General features: G+C 69.1%; 24 protein-coding genes, 1 tRNA gene and 2 pseudogenes. 17 read left to right on the forward strand and 10 right to left on the reverse strand.

Annotated features, from left to right (window positions below; genetic code table 11):
* Window positions 1-87 precede the first annotated feature (87 nt).
* The 9 genes from AB0H81_RS06530 to AB0H81_RS06570 all read left to right on the forward strand — a co-directional run bounded on the left by AB0H81_RS06530 (window position 88) and on the right by AB0H81_RS06570 (window position 6140).
* The gene (locus tag AB0H81_RS06530) at window positions 88-417 is read left to right on the forward strand and encodes a hypothetical protein (RefSeq protein WP_357621515.1); all 330 of its coding nucleotides are present in this window, start codon (window positions 88-90) and stop codon (window positions 415-417) included.
* A gap of 104 nt (window positions 418-521) precedes the next feature.
* Window positions 522-1895, forward strand: a complete 1374-nt coding sequence (locus tag AB0H81_RS06535; RefSeq protein WP_358370121.1) for an FtsK/SpoIIIE domain-containing protein — start codon at window positions 522-524, stop codon at window positions 1893-1895.
* 86 nt (window positions 1896-1981) lie between these two features.
* On the forward strand, window positions 1982-2629 hold the full coding sequence (locus AB0H81_RS06540) for a DUF2637 domain-containing protein (protein WP_358370124.1): 648 nt from the start codon (window positions 1982-1984) through the stop codon (window positions 2627-2629).
* Window positions 2630-2642: 13 nt separating this feature from the next.
* Window positions 2643-3044 (forward strand): hypothetical protein, encoded by a 402-nt coding sequence (locus AB0H81_RS06545; protein ID WP_358370127.1) that lies wholly within the window; start codon window positions 2643-2645, stop codon window positions 3042-3044.
* On the forward strand, window positions 3041-3187 hold the full coding sequence (locus AB0H81_RS06550; protein ID WP_358370129.1) for a hypothetical protein: 147 nt from the start codon (window positions 3041-3043) through the stop codon (window positions 3185-3187). Before AB0H81_RS06545 ends, AB0H81_RS06550 begins: the two co-directional genes overlap by 4 nt.
* A complete protein-coding gene (locus tag AB0H81_RS06555) occupies window positions 3184-3309 on the forward strand; it encodes a hypothetical protein (protein WP_358370132.1) in 126 nt (41 codons plus the stop codon). Before AB0H81_RS06550 ends, AB0H81_RS06555 begins: the two co-directional genes overlap by 4 nt.
* A 143-nt stretch (window positions 3310-3452) precedes the next feature.
* Window positions 3453-4835, forward strand: a complete 1383-nt coding sequence (locus AB0H81_RS06560) for a replication initiator (RefSeq protein WP_358370133.1) — start codon at window positions 3453-3455, stop codon at window positions 4833-4835.
* Window positions 4825-5010: a helix-turn-helix domain-containing protein gene (locus AB0H81_RS06565; RefSeq protein ID WP_358370135.1), complete on the forward strand. Its 186-nt coding sequence runs from the start codon at window positions 4825-4827 to the stop codon at window positions 5008-5010. The genes AB0H81_RS06560 and AB0H81_RS06565 overlap by 11 nt, the downstream gene beginning before the upstream one ends.
* Window positions 5007-6140: a tyrosine-type recombinase/integrase gene (locus AB0H81_RS06570; RefSeq protein WP_358370136.1), complete on the forward strand. Its 1134-nt coding sequence runs from the start codon at window positions 5007-5009 to the stop codon at window positions 6138-6140. Before AB0H81_RS06565 ends, AB0H81_RS06570 begins: the two co-directional genes overlap by 4 nt.
* Window positions 6141-6209: 69 nt before the next feature.
* Here the strand turns inward: AB0H81_RS06570 and AB0H81_RS06575 are convergent.
* From AB0H81_RS06575 to galU, 7 genes are all read right to left on the reverse strand, one after another.
* Window positions 6210-6283, reverse strand: a tRNA-Ala gene (locus AB0H81_RS06575).
* 67 nt (window positions 6284-6350) lie between these two features.
* Complete coding sequence (locus AB0H81_RS06580) at window positions 6351-6989, reverse strand: hypothetical protein (protein ID WP_358370138.1); 639 nt, start codon at window positions 6987-6989, stop codon at window positions 6351-6353.
* 124 nt (window positions 6990-7113) lie between these two features.
* Entirely contained in the window at window positions 7114-7758 is a 645-nt protein-coding gene (locus AB0H81_RS06585) for a GNAT family protein (RefSeq protein WP_358370140.1), read from the reverse strand.
* A gap of 40 nt (window positions 7759-7798) precedes the next feature.
* Window positions 7799-8281, reverse strand: coding sequence for a MogA/MoaB family molybdenum cofactor biosynthesis protein (locus tag AB0H81_RS06590; RefSeq protein ID WP_358370143.1), 483 nt, complete (start codon window positions 8279-8281; stop codon window positions 7799-7801).
* The gene (gene moaC, locus AB0H81_RS06595; RefSeq protein ID WP_358370146.1) at window positions 8278-8751 is read right to left on the reverse strand and encodes a cyclic pyranopterin monophosphate synthase MoaC; all 474 of its coding nucleotides are present in this window, start codon (window positions 8749-8751) and stop codon (window positions 8278-8280) included. The genes AB0H81_RS06590 and moaC overlap by 4 nt, the downstream gene beginning before the upstream one ends.
* An 11-nt stretch (window positions 8752-8762) precedes the next feature.
* Window positions 8763-9950, reverse strand: coding sequence for a gephyrin-like molybdotransferase Glp (gene glp, locus AB0H81_RS06600; RefSeq protein ID WP_358370149.1), 1188 nt, complete (start codon window positions 9948-9950; stop codon window positions 8763-8765).
* A gap of 99 nt (window positions 9951-10049) precedes the next feature.
* A complete protein-coding gene (gene galU / locus AB0H81_RS06605; RefSeq protein ID WP_358370151.1) occupies window positions 10050-10952 on the reverse strand; it encodes a UTP--glucose-1-phosphate uridylyltransferase GalU in 903 nt (300 codons plus the stop codon).
* Window positions 10953-10976: 24 nt separating this feature from the next.
* Between galU and AB0H81_RS06610 the strand changes: the two genes are divergently transcribed.
* From AB0H81_RS06610 to AB0H81_RS06630, 5 genes are all read left to right on the forward strand, one after another.
* Window positions 10977-11546 carry a 5-formyltetrahydrofolate cyclo-ligase gene (locus AB0H81_RS06610; protein ID WP_358370154.1) on the forward strand — a complete coding sequence of 190 codons (570 nt, stop codon included), beginning with the start codon at window positions 10977-10979 and terminating at the stop codon, window positions 11544-11546.
* Window positions 11547-11569: 23 nt separating this feature from the next.
* The gene (locus AB0H81_RS06615) at window positions 11570-13075 is read left to right on the forward strand and encodes a potassium/proton antiporter (protein ID WP_358370157.1); all 1506 of its coding nucleotides are present in this window, start codon (window positions 11570-11572) and stop codon (window positions 13073-13075) included.
* A 209-nt stretch (window positions 13076-13284) separates the two neighbouring features.
* Entirely contained in the window at window positions 13285-13605 is a 321-nt protein-coding gene (locus AB0H81_RS06620) for an FmdB family zinc ribbon protein (RefSeq protein WP_358370160.1), read from the forward strand.
* A 774-nt stretch (window positions 13606-14379) separates the two neighbouring features.
* The gene (locus AB0H81_RS06625) at window positions 14380-14643 is read left to right on the forward strand and encodes a hypothetical protein (RefSeq protein ID WP_358370162.1); all 264 of its coding nucleotides are present in this window, start codon (window positions 14380-14382) and stop codon (window positions 14641-14643) included.
* Window positions 14644-14970: 327 nt separating this feature from the next.
* Window positions 14971-15630, forward strand: a complete 660-nt coding sequence (locus AB0H81_RS06630) for a DUF6461 domain-containing protein (protein WP_358370165.1) — start codon at window positions 14971-14973, stop codon at window positions 15628-15630.
* Between the two features lie 101 nt (window positions 15631-15731).
* On the opposite strand, the pseudogene AB0H81_RS06635 reads toward AB0H81_RS06630, so the two are convergent.
* A pseudogene (locus tag AB0H81_RS06635) lies at window positions 15732-15824 on the reverse strand (IS5/IS1182 family transposase); the annotation flags it as partial.
* Between the two features lie 63 nt (window positions 15825-15887).
* Window positions 15888-16112 (reverse strand): annotated as a pseudogene (locus AB0H81_RS06640) (MFS transporter); the annotation flags it as partial.
* Between the two features lie 143 nt (window positions 16113-16255).
* Between AB0H81_RS06640 and AB0H81_RS06645 the strand changes: the two are divergent.
* The 3 genes from AB0H81_RS06645 to AB0H81_RS06655 all read left to right on the forward strand — a co-directional run bounded on the left by AB0H81_RS06645 (window position 16256) and on the right by AB0H81_RS06655 (window position 18787).
* The gene (locus tag AB0H81_RS06645) at window positions 16256-17062 is read left to right on the forward strand and encodes an S-methyl-5'-thioadenosine phosphorylase (protein ID WP_358370168.1); all 807 of its coding nucleotides are present in this window, start codon (window positions 16256-16258) and stop codon (window positions 17060-17062) included.
* Between the two features lie 344 nt (window positions 17063-17406).
* Window positions 17407-17901: an SAF domain-containing protein gene (locus tag AB0H81_RS06650; RefSeq protein ID WP_358370171.1), complete on the forward strand. Its 495-nt coding sequence runs from the start codon at window positions 17407-17409 to the stop codon at window positions 17899-17901.
* A gap of 292 nt (window positions 17902-18193) precedes the next feature.
* Window positions 18194-18787, forward strand: coding sequence for a plasmid pRiA4b ORF-3 family protein (locus tag AB0H81_RS06655; RefSeq protein ID WP_358370174.1), 594 nt, complete (start codon window positions 18194-18196; stop codon window positions 18785-18787).
* Window positions 18788-18856: 69 nt separating this feature from the next.
* On the opposite strand, the gene AB0H81_RS06660 is transcribed toward AB0H81_RS06655, so the two are convergent.
* Window positions 18857-19903, reverse strand: coding sequence for a D-alanyl-D-alanine carboxypeptidase family protein (locus AB0H81_RS06660; protein ID WP_358370176.1), 1047 nt, complete (start codon window positions 19901-19903; stop codon window positions 18857-18859).
* Between the last annotated feature and the right edge of the window lie 982 nt (window positions 19904-20885).

The raw sequence follows: 20885 nt of genomic DNA on the forward strand, positions 1-20885 counted from the left end.
GCTTGACATGGCTAGCCATGCTGGTCAACATGAAGTCATCGACAAGATGCCTAGCCAAGTTAGGCAACCTCGAAGGAGTTGGTTTCCATGCGCAACATCCCCGTCGACACCTCTGCCCTGGCGTTCACGGTCGCGGGCGAGCCCGAGCCGAAGATCGTGGACCGCGCCACCGGCGAGGTGAAGAGGGACGCGGAGGGCCGGGAGCTCTACACCATCCCGCTCCTCCCCAAGCCGAACGACGACCGGCGCAACCCCGTGATCGTGGTGACGTTCCCGAGCGAGACGTTCCCGCAGATCCCGGAGGGCGTGCAGGTCGTCCCCGTCGGCCTGGCCGCCTTCTACTGGCAGATGAACGGGCGCTCCGGCCTCGGCTTCCGCGCCGAGACCATCCGCCTGGCCCACGCCAAGGCGGCCTGACTACGGGTCCGCGAAGTTCATGCCCCTGGAGCGGGCGCATCGCCTGGCAGCTACTGCCCGCTCCGGGGCCTTCCTCTCGCAAGCACGAAAGGACTGACCCGATTATGTCCGACCACATGGTCTGGCTCGTGCTCGGCGTGGCCTCGATCGTCTCGGCCCTGTGCGCCTGGCGCCTGCTTCACCCGGTCTCGTTCTGGTACGGCCTCGGCTTCCCGCTCAAAGTGCTGAGCGTCTACTTCACCTGGGGCAACGTCGCCGCCGGCTGCGGACTGACGCGCAAGCGCCGCCGTCTGCGCTGGACGTTCGACGGCCTGCCGGTCCTCGGCAACGCGACGATCACTGTCGCCTCTCTGTCCCACAAGCGCAAGCTGCGGCGGGTCCCGATCGACAAGCCACCCCGTCTCGGCATCGTCCGACCCTGCAAGCTCGGCTTCCGGCTGAACGTCCGGCTCATGGACGGTCAAACGCCCGAGGACTACAGCGCGCGCCTGTCGAACCTCGCCCACGCCTGGCGCGTCCACTCGGTGCGGCTGACTTCCTGGAAGCCGGGCCGGGTGACCTTGCTGGCGACCACCGGCGACCCGCTCACCACGGTCAGGCTGCCGGTCCTGTCCGAGGGCCTGCTACGCGTCCGCGTCGGCGTCCTCGACACCGGTAGTCCGTGGGTGCTCGACTTCACCACCGTGCCGCACTGGCTGAACACGGGTGCGACGCAGTCTGGAAAGTCCACGCTCGTCAACGCCCTGATCACGGGGCTGGCCTCGCAACCCGTGGCACTGGTCGGCTTCGACCTCAAGGGCGGCGTGGAGCTGACCCCGTACAGCAAGCGCCTCACCGCGCTCGCCACCGAACGCGCCGAGTGCGGCGGTCTGCTCAATGACCTGATGACCGAGGTCAAGCGGCGCATGGCGCTCTGCCGGACTCACACAGTCCGCAACATCTGGAAGCTGCCGGAGTCTCTGCGCCCCATCCCGGTCGTGGTCCTGGTCGACGAGGTCGCCGAACTCTTCCTGATGGCCCACAAGGGCGAGAAGGACGAGATCGCACAGACCGCGACGCAGCTCCTCAGGCTCGCCCAGCTCGGCCGGGCCTTCGGGGTCTACCTGTTCGTCTGCGGACAGCAGGTCGGCTCCGACCTCGGTCCCGGCGTCACGGCACTCCGGTCTCAGCTCTCCGGCCGCGTCTGCCACCGGGTGAACGACCCCGAGACCGCGAACATGACCCTCGGCGACGCCGACCCGGCCGCTCTCGTCGCCTCCCGGCAGATCCCCGCGAACATGCCCGGCACGGCCATCGTGATCGGCGAGGACGGCCGCTGGTACCGCGCCCGGTCGGTGTACGTCACCGAGGAAGAGGCCGAACGCGCCGCCGAGACGTACGCGGACCTGACGCCGACCTGGGCGGAGATCACCACCACGGTCGAACCGATCAGCGACGAAGAGCTGAACACCCTGCTCCCCGAGTCGGCACCCGCCTGACCCGGCACCCATACGGCCCCGGCCCGAGCCCAATCCGGCCACGTCCCTACCCGATCCATGCCTGAAACCGGAAGGAGACCCGCACCATGACCGAGACCCGGCCCGGCCGCGTCCGCGCCACGCTGCTGGACTCCGCGCCCGTCGTGGTCCTGGCCGTGATCGCCGCCGTGGGCTCGTTCACGCACATCGCCGAGCTGGCCGCCGAGCACGGTCAACGCGGCTGGCAGTCCTGGGCGGTCGCGGTGTGCATCGACCTGATATGCGTCATGGCCGCCCGGGAACGCCAGCGCGACCGGCGCACCGGACGCCCTCGCCGCGGGATGGTCTCGTGGCCGGCACTCGTCCTGACCGGCGGCATCGTGCTCACCCTGGCCGCGAACCTGGCCCGCGCAGAGCCGTCCGCCTGGGGCTGGGTGTGCGCCGCAATGCCCGCCGTGGCCTTCCTCGTGGCGGTCTCCATGCTGGAACGCCGCGCCTCCCACAAACCGGCACCTGCACCGGCAACCGCTCCCGAGAGCAACCCGGCTCCCGAACCGCCTCAGTCCTCCCCCGCAGAACTGGAACTTCAGTCGGCCCCGTCCCCGGCCCTGCTCACCTACGCCCGGCGCCTGGCCGACGAGCACAGCTCCAAGCACGGTCGCCCCATCACAGCGGACCTGCTCCGCGCCCGCATGGGCATCTCCGGCGACCTCGCCACAGACCTCCTCCGCAAGATCACCGTCAACCCGACCTGAGAAAGGACTCGCGATGACCCGTCCCTATCTCCCCCGTCTCATCGAGGCCGCCCGCGCCTGGGCACGCGGCTCGTACTCCACCGAGGCCGCGGTCGAGCTGCTGATCCAGCACGACGTCTGGCTGCGACGCAGCGACTTCCTCCGCATGGGCATCGAGTACGCCCCGGCGCACTACAGCGGCACCTCGTACGCCGTCTTCCGCTGGGACACCCTCCACAGCGGCCTCATCAACGGCCTGCTCCCCTGCTGCAACTCGGAGGCCGCCGTCCTGCGCCTCGCGCTCAGCCTCGCCGAGGGTCACCCCGTCGACCTCGGCCCGGCTATCGCCCGCCTGGACCGTACCAACCTGTCCCTCGTCCTGGCCGCCATCCGCCACGCCGGGGGCGACCGCTCCGCCTGGGTCATCGCGCCGTGATTCTCCGCCTGCGCTGCCCGTTCTGCTTCTGCTGCGCCCGCTACGGCTGCGAACTCGACGGCGACCCGGCCGAGTGCGACCGCCTCGACCCCGACGACGAGACGCCCTGTCCCTGCCCCGAACCGGAGGAGGAGAGCCCGTGATCCACCACTACGCCTGCGCCACCTGCAACGGCACCGGCGTGGTCAACGACGACCACAACCCGACCCAGACGACCGCCACGTGCCTCGACTGCGACGGCACCGGCATCGACAACCGCCACTGATCGGCGACGCCACCACGGAGCGGCCCAAGCCGGCCAGCTCGCCGCTCCGCGGGGCGCCTCCCTTCGCTCACTCGCAAAGGACAACCCAGTATGCGCCACCGACCCATCACCGCAGACCACCCCGGCCCCAGGAAGGAGGACACGTGACCGAACAGCCCATCGTCATCGGCGACCTGGTCGGCCCGGTCATCCGGGACCTGGCCCGCCGCTCCGGCCGCGACCTGAACCGCTGGCTCCACCAAGTGGAACGGCTGCGCGGCTGCTCCGCCCCCGTCCGCCTGGTCGGCGAGGTCTCCGCCCTCGACCCGACAACCGGGGAACTGCTGCACCACTACACAACCGACCACGAGCCCCACGGACACCTGCTCGTCCGCTGCGGCAACCGCCGCGCCTCCCGCTGCCCGGCCTGCGCCGAGACCTACCGCGCCGACACCTTCCACCTCATCCGCGCGGGCCTGCTCGGCGGAGACAAAGGCGTCCCGGCCACCGTGAGCAGCCACCCGCGCCTCCTGGCAACCCTGACCGCCCCGAGCTTCGGCCCCGTCCACCGGGGACCCGACAAGCACAACCAGTCAGACGTCTGCCACCCACGCCGCACCGGCCCGGCCTGCTTCACCCGCCACCCCGCCGACGACCGCCAGATCGGCCAACCACTCGACCCCGACACCTACGACTACGTCGGCCACGTCCTGTGGAACGCCCACGCAGGCGTCCTCTGGCACCGCTTCGGCATTTACCTCCGCCGGCACCTGGGCACGGCGGCCGGACTCACCCGCGTCCAGTTCAGCCGCCAACTCCGGCTGTCCTTCGCCAAGGTCGCCGAGTACCAGGCACGCGGCATCGTCCACTTCCACGCCGTCGTCCGCCTCGACGGCCGCACCCCGGACGGCGACATCACCGCCCCGCCGCCCTGGGCAACAGTCGACCTGCTCACCGACGCCATCCCACCCGCCGCACACCGCGTGCGCATCGACCTGCCCCACCCGTACGGCAACGGCTCACTCTCGCTCCGCTGGGGCGCCGTCGATGTCCGCCCGATCCAGTCCAACACGGCAGACGACACCACGATCTCCGAAGCCGCCGTAGCGGGCTACGTCGCCAAGTACGCCACCAAAGCCGCCGAGACCTCCGGCACCCTGGACCGCCCGGTCCGGCACCACGACCTCGCCCGCCTCGACCAGTACGGCGTCACCGACCACGCCGCCAGCCTGATCCGGACCGCCTGGGACCTCGGCAACCCCGAGACCCATCCCGACCTCGCCCCGCTGCGGCTCCGCCGCTGGGCCCACATGCTCGGCTTCCGCGGCCACTTCTCCACCAAGAGCCGCGCCTACTCCACCACGCTCACCGCCCTACGCCGCGTCCGCCTGGACTACCGCCAGGCCCGCGACCACGACCGCCTCCCGTACGACCCGGCCAACGCCCTGGTCCTGGCCCGCTGGAAGTACGGCGGCCAGGGCTTCACCACCGGAGAGTCCGCACTCGCCGCTTCGATCAGCAGCAAAGGAGACGAGCATGGCCGATGACACGCAGCTCTATCGCATCCCCGACGCCATGCAGAAGCTCCGCATGAGCCGCAGCGTCATCTACGAACAGCTCCGCTCCGGCCGCCTGCGGTCCGTCAAGCAGGGCCGTTCCCGTCTGATCCCCGCGACCGCCCTCGCCGAGTACATCACGCTGTTGCAGCAGGAGGCATCATGACCAAGCGCCGCAGCCGCGGGGACGGCGGACTGCACTGGGACGAGGCACGGCAACGCTGGATCGCCTCAGTGACGGTCGGCTACACACCGGCCGGGAAGCGCATCGTCAAGAAGGCCAGCGGCAAGACCAAGACCGCCGCCAAGGACAAGCTCAAGCAGATCATTCGCGACTACGAAGACGGGCTGTTGGTCACCGCGACCGGCTACACGGTGGCCAACGCCGTTCAGAACTGGCTGGAATTCGGGCTCAGTGGACGCGACCTCGCGACCGTCGACAAGTGCACGATCCTCGCGAGCAAGCACATCATCCCGGCCCTGGGCGCCCGCAAACTCGTCGACCTGACTGCGGACGACGTGGACCGCTGGCTCGCCGACAAGGCCAAGGAACTCAGCACACGGACTCTGCGTGAGCTGCGCTCGATCCTCGTCCGAGCGGTCTCCCGCGCCCAGGCCCGCGACAAGGTGAAGCGCAATGTGGTCCTGCTCTGCGAGATCCCCAAAGGCAAAGAAGGCAGGCCGTCCAAGTCGCTCACGCTGGACCAGGCCGAAGCCGTCCTCAAGGCATCCGAGGGCAGCGCCCTGCACGCGTACATCGTCCTGTCGCTCCTGCTCGGCGTACGCACGGAGGAACTGCGGGCGCTCACCTGGTCACACGTCAACCTCGACGAGACGCCGCCCGTCATTATGGTCTGGCACTCGGTACGGGAAGGCGGCGACACGAAGACCCGCAAATCCCGCCGCACACTGGCCATGCCCAAACGCTGCGCGGAAGCCCTCAAGCTCCACCGCGAGCGACAGGAGGTGGCCAAGAAGGCGGCAGGCGACCGATGGCAGGACAACGACCTCGTCTTCGCGTCCAAGGTCGGCACGGAACTCGACTCGCACAACGTCCGCCGCTCGTTCCGAGCCGTCCTCAAGAAGGCCGGCCTCAACGCGCAAGAGTGGACGCCGCGCGAGATGCGGCACAGCTTCGTCTCGATGCTCTCCGACTCCGGCATGCCCATCGAGGCCATCTCTCGCCTGGTCGGGCACCGCAACACCAGCGTCACCGAAACCGTCTACCGCAAGCAGCTCCGCCCCGCCCTCTTGGAGGGCGCCGAAGCGATGGACCGGATCTTCCGGGACCTGTAGTCACTCAGTTAGTCACTCAGCAACGCAAAAGGCCGCTTCCAATGCTCTGGAAGCGGCCTTTGACCTGGGTGGAGATGAGGGGATTCGAACCCCTGACCCCTTCGATGCGAACGAAGTGCGCTACCGGACTGCGCTACATCCCCAAGAACCTCGACCAGATTAGCAAACCTTCAGAGGTCCTCGCGCCACCCTCTGACCCCAAACCCCAAGTCAGTCACCCACCGCGCGCCTCGGCGGCTCCGCGTACTGGTCGAACAGGACATCCTCCTGCCGCGCCGACAGGTCGATGATCTCCGCGCGTTCCTGCTCAGCCGTCTCGCGGGCGACACGTTCGCGCTGCTCGCGGAGGCGGCGGGTGCGTTCCGCGCGGGCCTGGGCGGCGCGCGTGCGCCGTTCCCGGTCCACCTGTACGGCGATGCGCAGGAACAACAGGTACGACAGCGCGACGACCACCGAGGGCGCCACCCCCCACCACGGCATCATCTTGACCGCGGCCGTCACCACCGAGGCGATCACCAGCAGCGCGGTGAAGAAGAGCAGCCGGCGGCGCCGGGCCACGATGATGGCGCGGCGCTTGGCGCGGAACTGGCGCGGGTCCACCCGCTCGCCCTCCACCACACCGGGCGGCGGGACGAAGGCGGCCCCCAACGCGGTGCCCAAGGCGCCACTCGAGCCGCCCCCCTCCTGGGCCTCCAGGCGCTCGAGGTCGGGCAACTGGTGCTCGCCGGTGTAGTACTCTTCGAGCTCCGCCAGTTCGGCCAGGTTGGTCTTGTCGCGGCGCAGCCACATGGGCACGAGCACGCACAACCACATGACGACGATGGCGAGATAGAGGAGGACGCTGCTCACGGCCACCTCCAGGCACGACGAAGACACCCGTGTGTCGTCGGCGTCTTCGATGTGCTCACGTCACGCACCGTAAGACCGCGTGTCACTGATTGACGAGCATTCGGTGCGGTGTGTCGCGAGATCGTCAAACCTCTTCTACCGGAGACCCGCCGTGAGAGGCCGACTCGCGAGCGCGTCGCCACTGCACGAGCAGGCCGCCGGGGACGTCCTCGACGGTCAACGCGTAACAGATGTGATCGCGCCAGGCTCCGTCGATGTGGAGCTGGCGGCGACGAATGCCTTCTTCCCGGAATCCGAGCTTCTCAACCACCCTGCGGCTGGCCTGGTTTTCGGGGCGGATGTTGGCCTCCAGGCGGTGCAGGCCGGTGGTGAAGAAGCAGTGGTCGACGGCCATGGCCAGCGCTGTCGGGGTGATGCCCTGGCCGGCGACGGCGCCGTCGATCCAGTAGCCCACCTGGGCCGAGCGGGCCGACCCCCAGACGATGGCGCCGACGGTGAGCTGTCCGGCGAACCGGCCACCGTACGTGATCACCCACGGTAGCGCCAGGCCTTGCCTGGCCTCGCGGCGGAGGGTGCCGACCATGGAGACGTACGGGCCCAGACCGGTACGGAACAGCGGCGTCTCCGGGTTGCTGGGCTCCCAGGGGCGCAGCCAGTCGGCGTTGCGCACCCGGGTGTCGCGCCACACGCGCACATCGGCCAGCCGCAGCGGCCGGAGGCCTACGGGCCCCTCTTCCAGGGTCGCCGGCCAGCCACGAAGTCGATCCACCCCCTCATCATCCCCCTATCAGGGACGCCGCCGCCACGGATCAGGACGAGCGCGGGTGATCGCCGCCGTTGATCTGTTCCACCGCGTGCCCGAGGACGGGAGCGAGGACGGCGACGCCGTCACGTACGCCTCCGGTGGAGCCGGGGAGATTGACGATCAGCGTACGTCCGGCCTGGCCGGCGAGGCCGCGGGACAGAATCGAGGTGGGCACTTTGTCGCGGTTCGCCTGCCTGATCGCCTCGGCTATGCCGGGAATTTCCCGAGATATCACCCGAGCGGTCATCTCCGGAGTGAGGTCGGTGGGCGTCAGTCCCGTCCCGCCCGTCGTCACGATCACGTCGTACGCGGCCTCGACCCCGTCACGCAGCGCCGTCTCCACGGGCTCGCCGTCGGGCACCACCACGGGCCCGTCCACGGAGCACCCGGCCTCCTCCAGCAGGGACACCAGCAGCGGCCCCGACCGGTCCTCGTACACCCCGGCGGAGGCCCGGTTCGACACCGTCACCACCAGGACGCGCGTCATGGCCGCGTCCAGTGGCCGGTCTTGCCGCCCGTCTTCTCCTCCACCCGTACGTCGGTGATCACCGCGGCCGGGTCCACCGCCTTCACCATGTCGATCAGCGCGAGCGCGGCCACCGACACAGCGGTCAGCGCCTCCATCTCCACGCCGGTACGGTCGGCGGTCTTCACCCGGCAGGTGATCGCGACACCCTGGTCCTCGACGTCGAGCGTCACCTTCACGCCGTGCAGCGCGATCGGGTGGCAGAGCGGGATGAGATCGGGTGTCCGCTTCGCCCCCATGATGCCGGCGATGCGCGCCACGCCCAGGGCGTCACCCTTGGGCACCTCGCCCGACCGCAGCAGCGCCACGGCCTCCGGCGACAGCAGCACGCGTCCCGTGGCGACGGCCGCGCGCGCTCCGACGTCCTTGCCCGACACGTCCACCATCCGTGCCGCACCCGTCTCGTCCAGGTGCGTGAACTCACTCGCCAAAGGTCACCTTCTCACAGGGGGATCACCTCGACGGCCGTGCCCGCCGGCACTTCCGTCACGTCCTCGGGCACCACGATGAGCGCGTTCGCCGTGGCCAGCGCCGCGAGCTGGTGCGACCCCTGTCCGCGTACCGGCGTCACGGTGCCGTCCTCGTCGAGCACACCGCGCAGGAACGACCGCCGCCCCTCCGGCGACCTCAACGGGCCGACGACGTACGCGGTTTCGGTCTTGGGCGGCCCGGCCTCCAGGCCGCGCATCTTCCGCAACGCCGGCCGTACGAACAGCATGAACGACACGAACGACGAGACCGGATTGCCGGGCAGCGCGAAGATCGGCACCTGGTCCTCGCCCACGACGCCGAACCCCTGAGGCATGCCCGGCTGCATCGCGACCTTCTCGAACCTGACCGTGCCGAGCGGCGACAGCGCCTCCTTGACCGGCTCGTACGCGCCCATGGACACGCCGCCGCTGGTGATGACGGCGTCGGCGCGCAGGAGCTGCGCGTCGAGCTGGTCGATGAACGCCCCCGGATCGTCGCCCACGGTGGGCGCCCGGAACCCCTCGGCGCCGGCGGCGCGGACCGCGGCGGTGAGGGCGAAGCTGTTGGAATCCCAGATCTGGCCGGGCTGGAGCGGAGTGCCCGGCTCGGCCAGCTCGGCGCCGGTCGACAGCACGACGACCCGCGGCAGCGGACGCGCCATCACGCGCCGGCGGCCCACCGCCGCGATGATCCCGAGCTGGGCGGGGCCGATCACGGTCCCCGGTTCCAGGACGACGTCGCCGGCCCGCACGTCCTCGCCGGCCCTGCGGATCGCGTTGCCCTCAGGCGCCGTGCGCTCGATCGTGACCGTGACCGTGCCGCCGTCGGTCCACTCCACCGGCACGACGGTGTCGGCGCCGGCGGGCACGGGCGCACCCGTCATGATCCGTACGGCGTGCCCCGGCCCGACCGCCCGCAACTGGTTCGAGCCGGCGGCCACGTCGTCGATCACCGGCAGCGTGACCGGCACCTCGGCGATGTCGGCGGCCCGCACCGCGTAACCGTCCATGGCCGAGTTGTCGAACGGCGGCAGCGGCACCGGCGAGGACACCTCCTCGGCCAGCGTCGCGCCCAGCGCCCGTTCGAGCTCCAGCTCCAGGGGCGCCAGCGGGCGTACGGTGGCCAGGATCTCGGCCAGATGCGCGTCGACCGACTTCACCGAGCTCCCCCACTCCGCTTCACCGAGACCGTTCGCGCCTGTGCACTGTCGATCGAGATCACTCGCTCCCCCTCATCGAGATCCCCCGCCCCGCCGAGGTCAGCCGAGCTCGTCGAGGAACTCGCGCAGCCACGGTACGAAGTCCGGCGCCAGGTCCTCCCGGTCCGCCGCGAACTTCACCACGGTGCGCAGATAGTCCAGCTTGTCGCCGGTGTCGTAGCGGCGCCCGCGGAACAGCACGCCGTGGACCGGCCCGCCCTCCCCGGATCCGCGGCCGGCGAGCGTGCGCAGCGCGTCGGTGAGCTGGATCTCGTTGCCGCGGCCGGGCGGGGTGTTCTCCAGCACCTCGAACACGGCCGGGTCGATGACGTACCGGCCGATGATCGCCCAGTTGGACGGCGCCTCGTCCACCGGAGGCTTCTCCACCAGGTCCGTCACCCGTACCACGTCGGACTCGTCGGTAGCCTCGATCGTCGCCACGCCGTACAGGGAGACCTGCTCCTTCGGCACCTCCATCAGCGCGATCACACTGCCGCCGTAGGTGTCGCGCACCTCGATCATGCGTTTGAGCAGCGCGTCACGGTAGTCGATCAGGTCGTCGCCGAGCAGGCAGGCGAACGGGTGGTCGCCCACGTGCTGCTTGGCGCACAACACCGCGTGACCGAGGCCCTTGGGCTCGCCCTGCCGTACATAGTGCAGCGTGGCAAGTGACGCGGGCTCGCGAACCTGGGACAACCGGTGCTCGTCACCCTTGGCTTCGAGCACCTCCTCCAGCTCGAACGCGCGGTCGAAGTGGTCCTCGATCGACCGCTTGTTCTTGCCCGTCACCATGAGAACGTCGAGCAGCCCGGCGGAGGCGGCCTCCTCGACGACATACTGGATGGCGGGCTTGTCGACGATGGGCAACATCTCCTTGGGTGTCGCCTTGGTCGCCGGAAGGAACCGGGTGCCCAGACCCGCGGCGGGCACGACGGCTTTCGTCACAGGGTCGAAGTCAGCCATGAGTAGACCCTAGTGGAGGTACCTGTGGACAAGCTGAACCTGCGCCGGGAAGTGATGTCGTCACGTGCCTCACTCTCCCCCGAACAACTACGGACGAACGCCTCCAAGGTACGCGAAACGCTGCTCGATCAGCCGTGGGTGCAGATGGCCGGGCTCGTCGCCTGCTACTGGTCGATGGACACGGAGCCGGGCACGCACGGGCTGGTGTACGCGCTGTGGAAGCACGGCGCGACCGTGATCCTGCCGGTGCTGAAGGAGGACAACGACCTCGACTGGGCGGTGTACGACGGCCCCGACACCCTGGCGCCGGGGCGGTACGGGGTGATGGAGCCGGTCGACACACGCCGCGGCGTCGACGCGATCCGCACCGCCGCGCTGGTCATCGTCCCGGCGCTGGCCGTGGACCGGCTCACCGGGGTACGCCTGGGCCGCGGTGGCGGCTCGTACGACCGCGCCCTGGCCCGCGTCGGCCCCAACGTCCCGACTGTCGCGCTGCTCCACCCCGGCGAACTCGTCGAGAACGTCCCCTCCGAGCCGCATGACCAGCGGGTGCGCTGGGCGATCAGCCCTCGGGAACTCACTAGGCTTATGTGACCGAACGTGCGAGAGGGGGCCAGATGCCACTTGATGTCTGGCTCCTGATCGGTGCGGCGATCGTCATCGCCGCCATCGCCTCGGTACGGGTCGCGCACCGCAGCGGGCTGCCCAGCCTGCTGCTGTTCCTGGGGTTCGGACTGGTCCTGGGCGAGGCCGGGGTCGGCATCCCGTTCGACAACCCCGACCTGGCCAAGCAGATCGGCATGACCGCCCTGGCCGTGATCCTCGCCGAGGGCGGTCTGACCACGACCTGGAGCCACGTGCGCCGGGCGGTGCCGCTGGCGCTGATCCTCGCCACCGTCGGCGTCGCCGTCAGCATCGCGGTGCTGGCGCTGGCCGTCCACCTGCTGCTCGGGGTCGAACCGATCACGGCGCTCATCCTCGGCGCGGTGCTGGCGCCCACCGACGCCGCCGCCGTCTTCTCCGTGCTGCGCCGGCTGCCGCTGCCGCCCCGGCTGGCGGGCGTGCTGGAGGCCGAGTCCGGCTTCAACGACGCGCCGACCGTGATCGCCGTCGTGCTGCTGAGCGCCACGGCCCACACGACGCCGTCGATCGGCATGTTCCTGCTGGAGACCGGGGTCGAGCTGGTCATCGGCGCCGCCGTCGGCCTCGCCGTGGGGCCCGCCGGCGCGTACGCGCTGCGCCGCGTGGCCCTGCCCGCCTCGGGCCTGTACCCGATCGCCGTGCTGGCGCTGACCTTCGTCTCGTACGGCGGTGCCGTGCTGCTGCACGGCTCCGGCTTCCTGGCGATCTACCTGACGGCGCTGATCCTCGGCAACTCCCGGCTGCCGCACCGGGCGGCGACAAGGGGCTTCGCCGAGGGAGCGGCATGGCTGGCGCAGATCGGGCTGTTCGTGATGCTGGGGCTGCTGGCCAGCCCCAACGAGATGCCGTCGGCCATCGTGCCCGGCCTGATCGCCGGCACCGTGCTGGTGCTGCTGGCCCGCCCGGCGTCCGTACTGTTCAGCTCGGTGCTGGCCCGGGTGGCGCGGGTCGCGAAGGTGAGCTGGCGGGAGCAGGCGTTCCTGTCGTGGGCGGGCCTGCGCGGCGCCATCCCGATCGTGCTCGCGACCATCCCTTGGGCGGAGGGCGTGTACGGGTCGAAGGACATCTTCAACGAGGTGTTCATCATCGTGATCGTGTTCACGCTGCTGCAGGGCCCGACGCTGCCGTTCGTGGCCCGGGTGCTGGGCGTGGCCGCGCCGGGCGAGGCCCACGACCTGGAGGTCGAGGCGGCGCCGCTGGAAGAGCTCCAGGCCGACCTGCTGCAGATACGGATCCCGCCCGGCTCCGGGCTGCACGGCGTTGAGGTCTTCGAACTCCGGCTCCCGGCGGGGGCACAGGTGACGCTCGTGGTCCGCGACGGCAAGTCGTTCGTCCCGTCGGCCACCACCCGCGTCCGGACCGACGACCAGCTCCTGGTGGTGACCACGGCGGCCTGCCGGGACCAGGTGGAGAGACGACTGCGGGCAGTGAGCCGCCGAGGCAAACTGGCCGGCTGGTACGGCGAACGCGGCCTGGAGTAACGGGGCCCGTGGCACGACCAGCACAGACCGGAACATTCACCAGGCCGGACCGCGAGCACGAGACCGCCCAACCGCCCAGGTCGCACTGAGGTCGCAGTGACCTCGTACGACGAGCGATCGCCCAGGTACTGGAATAGCCGATTGACCGGATCGGTTACCATTAGCAGTCGCACAGCTCGAGTGCCAAAGCAAGCCTGAAGGAGGAGCGCGTGCCGACCTACCAGTACGCCTGCAACGACTGCGGTGAGCAGCTCGAGGTCGTCCAGAAGTTCACCGATGACGCGCTGACCGTCTGCCCCGCCTGCCAGGGCAACCTGCGCAAGGTGTTCTCGGCGGTGGGCATCGTGTTCAAGGGCTCGGGCTTCTACCGTACGGACAGCCGCTCGTCGTCGTCCTCTTCCCCCGCCTCTTCGTCGTCGTCCTCGTCCTCTTCTTCCTCGTCGTCGAGCAAGAGCGAGTCGAGCAAGAGCGAGTCGTCGTCCTCGTCCTCCTCCAGCTCAACCCCCGCAGCAGCCGCCGCCACGAACTGATTCAGTTCGACCCCGGTAACGGCCGCCACTAGGAGCTGGCCTCAGCAGGGCAGGCCACCCCGGACGACAAGCGGGTCCTCGAATCCGCGCTTGGAGTCCGTACCCAAACCGGAACCCCCGGCACACACGCGAACACTGGCTCAGCGCGCCCCCCAAGCCGCTGAGCCGGATTCACATTCGGCCCTCGTGGCAGAAGTCGTCCGAGCCCGGCAACAAGGCACGCATGAGCTGCTGGGCCGGTGACGTGCATAGACGACGTGAGCCGCCGTCGGTCCTGTCCCGACGCACACCCATCTCAAGCCAGCTCAACGTCGATTCTCCTGCTTGTCCCGCCAGGAAGGCGAGGACGTCGTCTCGCACTGCGCCCGTATCGGAAGTGTCGGGAGGGACGATCCGAACCGACACATGCACGGACGCCCGTGCGATCGCGGTATAGGCGATCTCCGCTGCACTTCACAGCCGCAGATCCCTACTCTGCGGTACGGACCCATCTGATCCGTTTCCTTCAAGCCCGCCCTGGCAGATCCGCCCCTTCAGGCACGGGCACAGCTGACCCGTTTTCTAGGGCAAGGACCTATTCGCGGTCCCCGCCTCACACGAGATCTTGTCCCGGGGGAGAAAGAACCTCAGCTGCGGGACAAAGAACTACACCTGCGGCCAGGAGCGATGCCTGCCACAAGGGTCAACCATCTGTCACTGTGCGCTCACATAGTGGGCCCTGGCCGGTTCACCGCCACAGGAGACCCTTCCTCGTTTCTGCAAAGGCAGGAATACGTGGACGTAGAAGCGCATCTTCTCGACCTGATGTCGCGCGTGCGGGCACTCGAAGCAGGCGTGCACATCACTGACGGCATCATTGCCACGATGATCGGCATCACCCACGACGTCACTCAGCTCCGGAACGAGATCAGGGAAGATCTCGCAGCCCTCGGCGACGAGGTGGCCGCCCTTCGACGGCATATAGCCGCACAGTCCGCTTCCCTCCATACTCAGCCACTGTGGACGCCCGGCTCACCGTCACCCGAAACGACCACCTGACAGCTCCGCGCTGATCGATCTCACGACCGCCATAGGGGCATTGCGGGCGCCGAAGGCGGCGCGCGCGGCGGCCGCCGCAGGGGCGCCACCAAGGAGCCTTTGCATCCTCCTCCCAGCCGCTTCAGGATGCGACTGGATGAGGGCTCCTCGGCTCTCACTATCCCGTCGCTCCGATCGGCGGCAAACCCCGACGGGACCGCAACCGGCCCTGTTGAACGTTGGCGCCATGCATCGGTGGCTGCCAGATCCGACTGAGTGTCGGGGCGGCCTGCCACCATGGCCCGCATGCCGGCAACCGACCCCTTAGCCCCTTTCCGGTGGCTCGACGTGTCCGAAGACGAAGGCGGCGGCCCACTGGGCGTGATCTTCAGCGTGGCTTTCCTCCGCGGGCTCACCCCTGCGGAGGTGGTGCGACGCTTCAGCCGCGGCGAGGACACCGGCCAGGAGTCGGACTTCGGCGGACTCGACGACAAGGTCTACGAGTTCGTCAATGAGACGGATGGTGGTGATGGCGGCGGCTACGTGGGCGTCTTCCAGGCCGGCGAGTGGTGCGTGGCCATTGAGCCCTACGGCTGGATGGCCACGGACCACGAGGTGGTGACCAAGCTGTCGCGAGGCTGCGAGGTGCTGGCGGTCACCAGGCACGACTATGCTGCCGAGCACAGCTTCGAGTACGCGATCGATGGCACGATCGTCACCGGCTACCGGCTGCGGCACCCGTACGAGCGTTACGGCTCCGCCCCTGACCGGCTCAACGGCTTCATGCGGGACCTGGGCATGGGACTGGACAAGCCGGAGGGCGAGGCCGCGTGGCACGCCGTCTGGGAGGACAACCACTACACCGCCGTGCCGAGAGGCTTCGCCCTGGCGGCGAAGGTCACTGGAGTGTCGTTCACACCGGACATGCTCGACCGCCCGATGCTTGTGGCGCCCATCATGGAAGGACGATCACGGCCGCCCAGAACCCAGCCCTCCCATCCTGAGTAATGGCCCATTCGACCGACTGCGAGTTCGGGCCGCCCTGAACGGACTACGAGTTCGGGCCGCCCTGAGACGACGCCAGCCGCACCTAGCCTCGAGGACCTGCTGGCCTGCACGAGTGCGGTTGCGCGATGCTGGCGGCAGCGCTGCCTGGTCGACAACTTCCACGTCTTCGAGGTCGCGACATCACGCCCACCGATCACCGACCGCCGACCCGCCGAGCTGGCGGGCTGGCGAACGACCGCGCCGCTGCCCTCCAGCCCGAACAGGTGCTTGCGCCCGAACTGGTCGCCCAGCTTGCCCCACAGCGGCGTGGAAACGGTCGAGGCCAGCAGATAAGCCGTCACGCCCCAGGACAGCTCTTCCAGGCCGCCCAGATCACTCACGATCGTCGGCAGGGCCGTGGACGCGATCGTCTGATCGAGCGCCGCGAGCAGCATGCCGAGCATGAGCGCGATGATGATGATCGCGATACCTCTTCGCCGCATGGGCCGATCCTACTGACCGTAATCTCATGATCACTCCACGCTAAGGCGCTTATCCACAGAACTCCGTTCTGCCGCCTCCTTCGTCCACAGAACGCCGTTCCACCCACCCTCCCCACCCGCCGGTCCCGGCTAATCTCAGCGCCATGCTCACTCGCGCAGACATCGGCGTCATCGGCGGCTCCGGCTTCTACTCCCTGCTGGACGACGCGGAGGAGATCCAGCTCGCCACCCCTTATGGCCCGCCCAGCGACGTCGTCACCGTCGGACGGATCGGGTCGCGTTCCGTCGCCTTCATCCCCAGGCACGGCCGCGACCACCGCTTCCCGCCCCACCGCATCCCCTACCGAGCCAACCTGTGGGCACTCCGCTCGCTGGGCGTGCGGCAGGTGCTCGCCCCCAGCGCCGTGGGATCCCTGCGCGCCGAGCACGGGCCGGGCGCGATCGTCATCCCCGACCAGCTCGTCGACCGTACGTCCGGGAGGGTGCAGACCTATTACGACGCGGGCGGCGCGGTCCACGTCTCCTTCTCCGACCCGTACTGCCCCTCGGGCCGCGTGGTCGCTGTCGATGCGGCCAGATCCGGCGGCTGGGACACGGTCGACGGCGGCACCCTCGTGGTCATCGAAGGGCCCCGGTTCTCGACGCGGGCGGAGTCGCGCTGGTTCGCCTCCAACGGCTGGACGATCGTCGGCATGACCGGCTTCCCCGAGGCCATCCTGGCCAGGGAGCTGGCGCTCTGCTACACGTCCCTGTCGCTGGTGACCGACCATGACGCCGGGGTCGAGGCGGGCGAAGGCGTGACGCACGAGGAGGTGCTGAAGTTCTTCGCACAGAACGTGGCGCGCATGCGCACCCTGGTGGCCGACACGGTCCAAGCCCTGCCCACCGAACGCATGTGCTCCTGCGGCTCCGCCCTGGACGGCCTCACACTCCCCTTCGAACTGCCATGACCACCGGCCTACCGGCCCTCGCGCCGTCGCCCCCAAGCCAATCCACCCCGGGAGCAGACACACAAGACCGGCCGACCGGCGCGTGGGGCCGAAGGACTGACGAATGGGACGAGACAACCGGCAAGCTGAGCCTTAGGAACGGCGATGAGGCCTGGAACACCGGCAAACCAGGCCAGAGGATAGGCGGACGGAGTCAGAGGAGCGGCGGACCGGGCCGGAAACCCGGCGGCTGGGGCCGCAAGACCGGCGGATCCGGCGGATCCGGCGGATGGGGCAGGCGCAGCCGACGTCGCCTCATCGCCGCCGTCCTGGCCGGCCTCGCCGTCCTGCTCGGCTACGCGGCCATGCGCCCCCAGACATCGCCTCCCATCCTGGTCGCCGCCCGCGACCTGCGGCCTGGGCTCCTGCGTCCCGGCGACGTGCGCGCCGTATCCCTCACACCGGCACCCGACGGAGCTCTGAGAACGGGGGCGGTGGGCCGAGTGCTGGCCGGCCCCATGCGCCGTGGCGAACCGCTCACCGACGCACGCCTGCTCCACTCGCTCCGGCTCCCGGCAGGCACGGTGGCGACCCCGGTCCGCATCGCCGACGCCGACGTGGCAAGCCTGGTCTCCCCCGGCTCGACCATCGGCGTCCTGGTGGCCTGGGAAGACCAGCCGGCCCAACTGGTGGCGGACGACGTCATGGTCATCACCGTCCCCAAGACGACGGACGACCACGACGCCTTACTGGTCCTGGCCACCACCCCCGACCAGGCAGGCCGCCTGGCAGCAGCTCAGGCTTCCGGCCGCCTCTCCATCACCATCAAACCGGCTGCAGACCACCTCAACCCGGGCTGACGCCACGTTCCCAAGCAGGGACCACATCACCCCACGCTGAGATCGCATCGCTGGAGCACCGGCATCTGGCCGGCGCGTACACAGCTGAGGTCGGGCTGAGCCCGCTGGATGCGGCGCAGCGGCTCGTGCGCGAGCGAGCCACTTGCTCCAGCGGTATGCGCTGTTCGTCAGTCCAGGTCATGGTGAATGAGCTGCACGTCGTGGCGTCCAGGATCGGCTGGCCACAGCCGATCATTCGATCATTTCCGGCTATGGTGAACGTGCTCCGGAAACGGTCCGGCAAGATGCCGTCATGACCTCCAGACATACTTCCGCCGCCCCCACCATCCACCGGATCAAGGTCACCCTGGCCGGGTCACGGCCACCGATCTGGCGGCGGCTGGAAGTTCCTTCTGCCATCACGCTGCAAAACCTGCACGCCGTCCTGCAAGCCGCGTTCGGCTGGGAGGACTACCACATGTGGGTCTTCGAAACCCCGATAGGCCGTTACGGCGTCGCCGACCGCGAACTGCGAATCGCCAGCGCTGCGGCCAAACGGCTCCATCAGGTCCTCCCCGCACCCGAAGGCCGGATTGGCTACACCTACGACTTCGGCGACGACTGGGAACACACCATCCTCGTCGAGGCCGTTACACCGGCCGAGCCGGGTATCGCCTACCCACGATGCCTCACCGGGCGTCGCGCTTGCCCACCCGAGGACTGTGGCGGTATCTGGGGCTATGACTATCTACTGGAGATCCTCGCCGATCCCACCCACGAGGAGCACGAGGACAGGTTGGAATGGCTCGGCCTCGACTCAGCCGAACAGTTCGACCCGGCAGCCTTCGACCTGGCCAGCACGAACACCGCGCTGTCCCAACTATCAGCCGTCCTCATCGAGGACTGACTGCCCCTTCCCTCCCGAAGGACCCACACAGGATCAACGCGGTAATGCGTCAGAGCTGGGGAAGAGGGATTACAACAGCGAGTCGATCTTGGGGTCGTACTCCCAGTGCCACGGCTCGAACGGGCTGCTGTAGGCCCAGGCCGGATGGAACCACCCGTATTTCTTGGAGTTCTGCTCCATCCACACGAACTCCACCGACTTGTACCTCTCGACCCCACCACAGAGATCCACGGCCAGGCCAAGCCCATGATTACTACGCCCAGGCACCGCCGCGAACCCGGGACGCCGGTAGTACACCGACTGCTGCGCCGCCAGGCTCCGGTAGGCGTCGGTCACGCACATCTGCTTGCCGAACCGCCGGCGATACGCCTCGTTCAGGCTGACGAACGCGATGGCGGCGTCGGCCCGCAGACTGTGCCCCTTCTGCTGCAACGGACACAACATGGCCTTGGGGATCAGCCCGTTCGGGAAGGAGTTCGCCGTAGCGGCCCGCAACGGGTTGCAACTCAGGGCCGCCCGCCCCACCTTGTCAATCTTGATGCCCAGCTTCACCAGCGCAGCGGTCAGCGACTTCACGATCTTGTCGGAACGCTGCCGCAGCGTGTCCACCTCGGCCGCCATCTGCGCCTCGGCCAGCAGGTTGTTCGCCCTGATCTCCTGCGCCTCGGCCGCCAGCCGTTGCGCCTCCCTGGCCAGCACCGCGGTCTTCTCCACCGTCTGCTGCTTGACGTCGACCATGTACATCGCGTACGTCATCGCCCGCAACGTGTTCGGACTGGCGTCGCCCGACAGGAACGGCATGACCCCGTCTCCCCCCAGGGGCTGCTGGTACAGCGACTCCGCCATCTGCGCGACCGGCTTGCGAATCCGCGCGAGGTTCCGGTCGGCCTCCTGGAGCTTGTCCAGCTTGGCCTTCAGGTCCTTCTCCGCCGCGGCGATGTCGGCCCGGCGCTTCTCCAGAGCCTTCGTGGCGTCCTCAAGCTCCTTGGCCGACTTCTCGGCCTCTTTCCGCAGCGCGGTGAGATCGGCCGGGTCCTTGTTCTCCACCCGTTCCGTACGGCCGGCGCGCTCGGCGACTTCGGCCTGAGCGGAAGGCGTCGCGGTCAGAGAAGCCATCACCATGACGACCGCGATCAGACCCGCTGATCGAGGGGATGGCACGTCCGACTCCTCCGTTTGCGAACTCGTTACCCGGGTCAGGCACGCACGTTACTACAGGCCCTGGAGTGCCCGGACCGAACTCCGGCGACCCGCTATGTCACAAAAGCGCACTTTGTACGCCCACCCCGCCTGGACCGGCCCGAACGCCCCTCCAGCGAGATCACGCCCCCATATCGTGAACTACGCTCACGCCTCCAGCGCGGTTCGCCCGTCGTCAACCGAAGACACCCGATAGGGGCTCAGCACCCCCGAGCAGGTCCACGCCCAGCCAACCCCACCTAGACGCAGAAAGATCCGAAGACCACTGCCGGGAAGTCCTGACCCAGCCCTCCCAGCCTCACGGCCGCCACCACATCTCCCCCCACACGGAGACGCGACCGAACGCCCCGACCAGTCACACGACCGGACGACGCCCCCCGGCCGGCCCACATGAACGGGTGAAGCGACCGGCCGACGCAAGTGAGCCCCGCCCGGACGATGCAGCGGAGCGGCGCGTCCGTACAGCCCGATCCGGACAGTACGACGAGGCGACGCGACAGTACAGCGCGGCCGAGCGGCACGACCAAGCGGCGGGAACAACAGTGCGGCCACACGGAACAACCGAACCGCGAGACCGGAGGACACGACGCGACGGCACAACCCAGCAGCAGAACCGGACGATGCGACGCGCAGCCACGGAGGCACAGGAGCGACGAGGGCGGCGCCAACGAGGGAAGAACATGCTTGATCACGACGCATCCGCGGAGGCCCCATCGTCGCCCCCCTCAGCCGCCACCGCCCGCTCCTGCTCCCGCTCCCGGCAGACCTCCCAGAGCCACGTGTCCACCCACTCCCCCGGACACTCCTCCCCCTGGGCCGTGGCGACCCCATCCACCGCCTCCCCAGAACCCCGCCGCTCAGCGCCTCCGGGCGACATCGCGTCCACCCCAACCGCATC

It is taken from the genome of Nonomuraea sp. NPDC050691, assembly GCF_040654455.1.
GTDB lineage: Bacteria > Actinomycetota > Actinomycetes > Streptosporangiales > Streptosporangiaceae > Nonomuraea.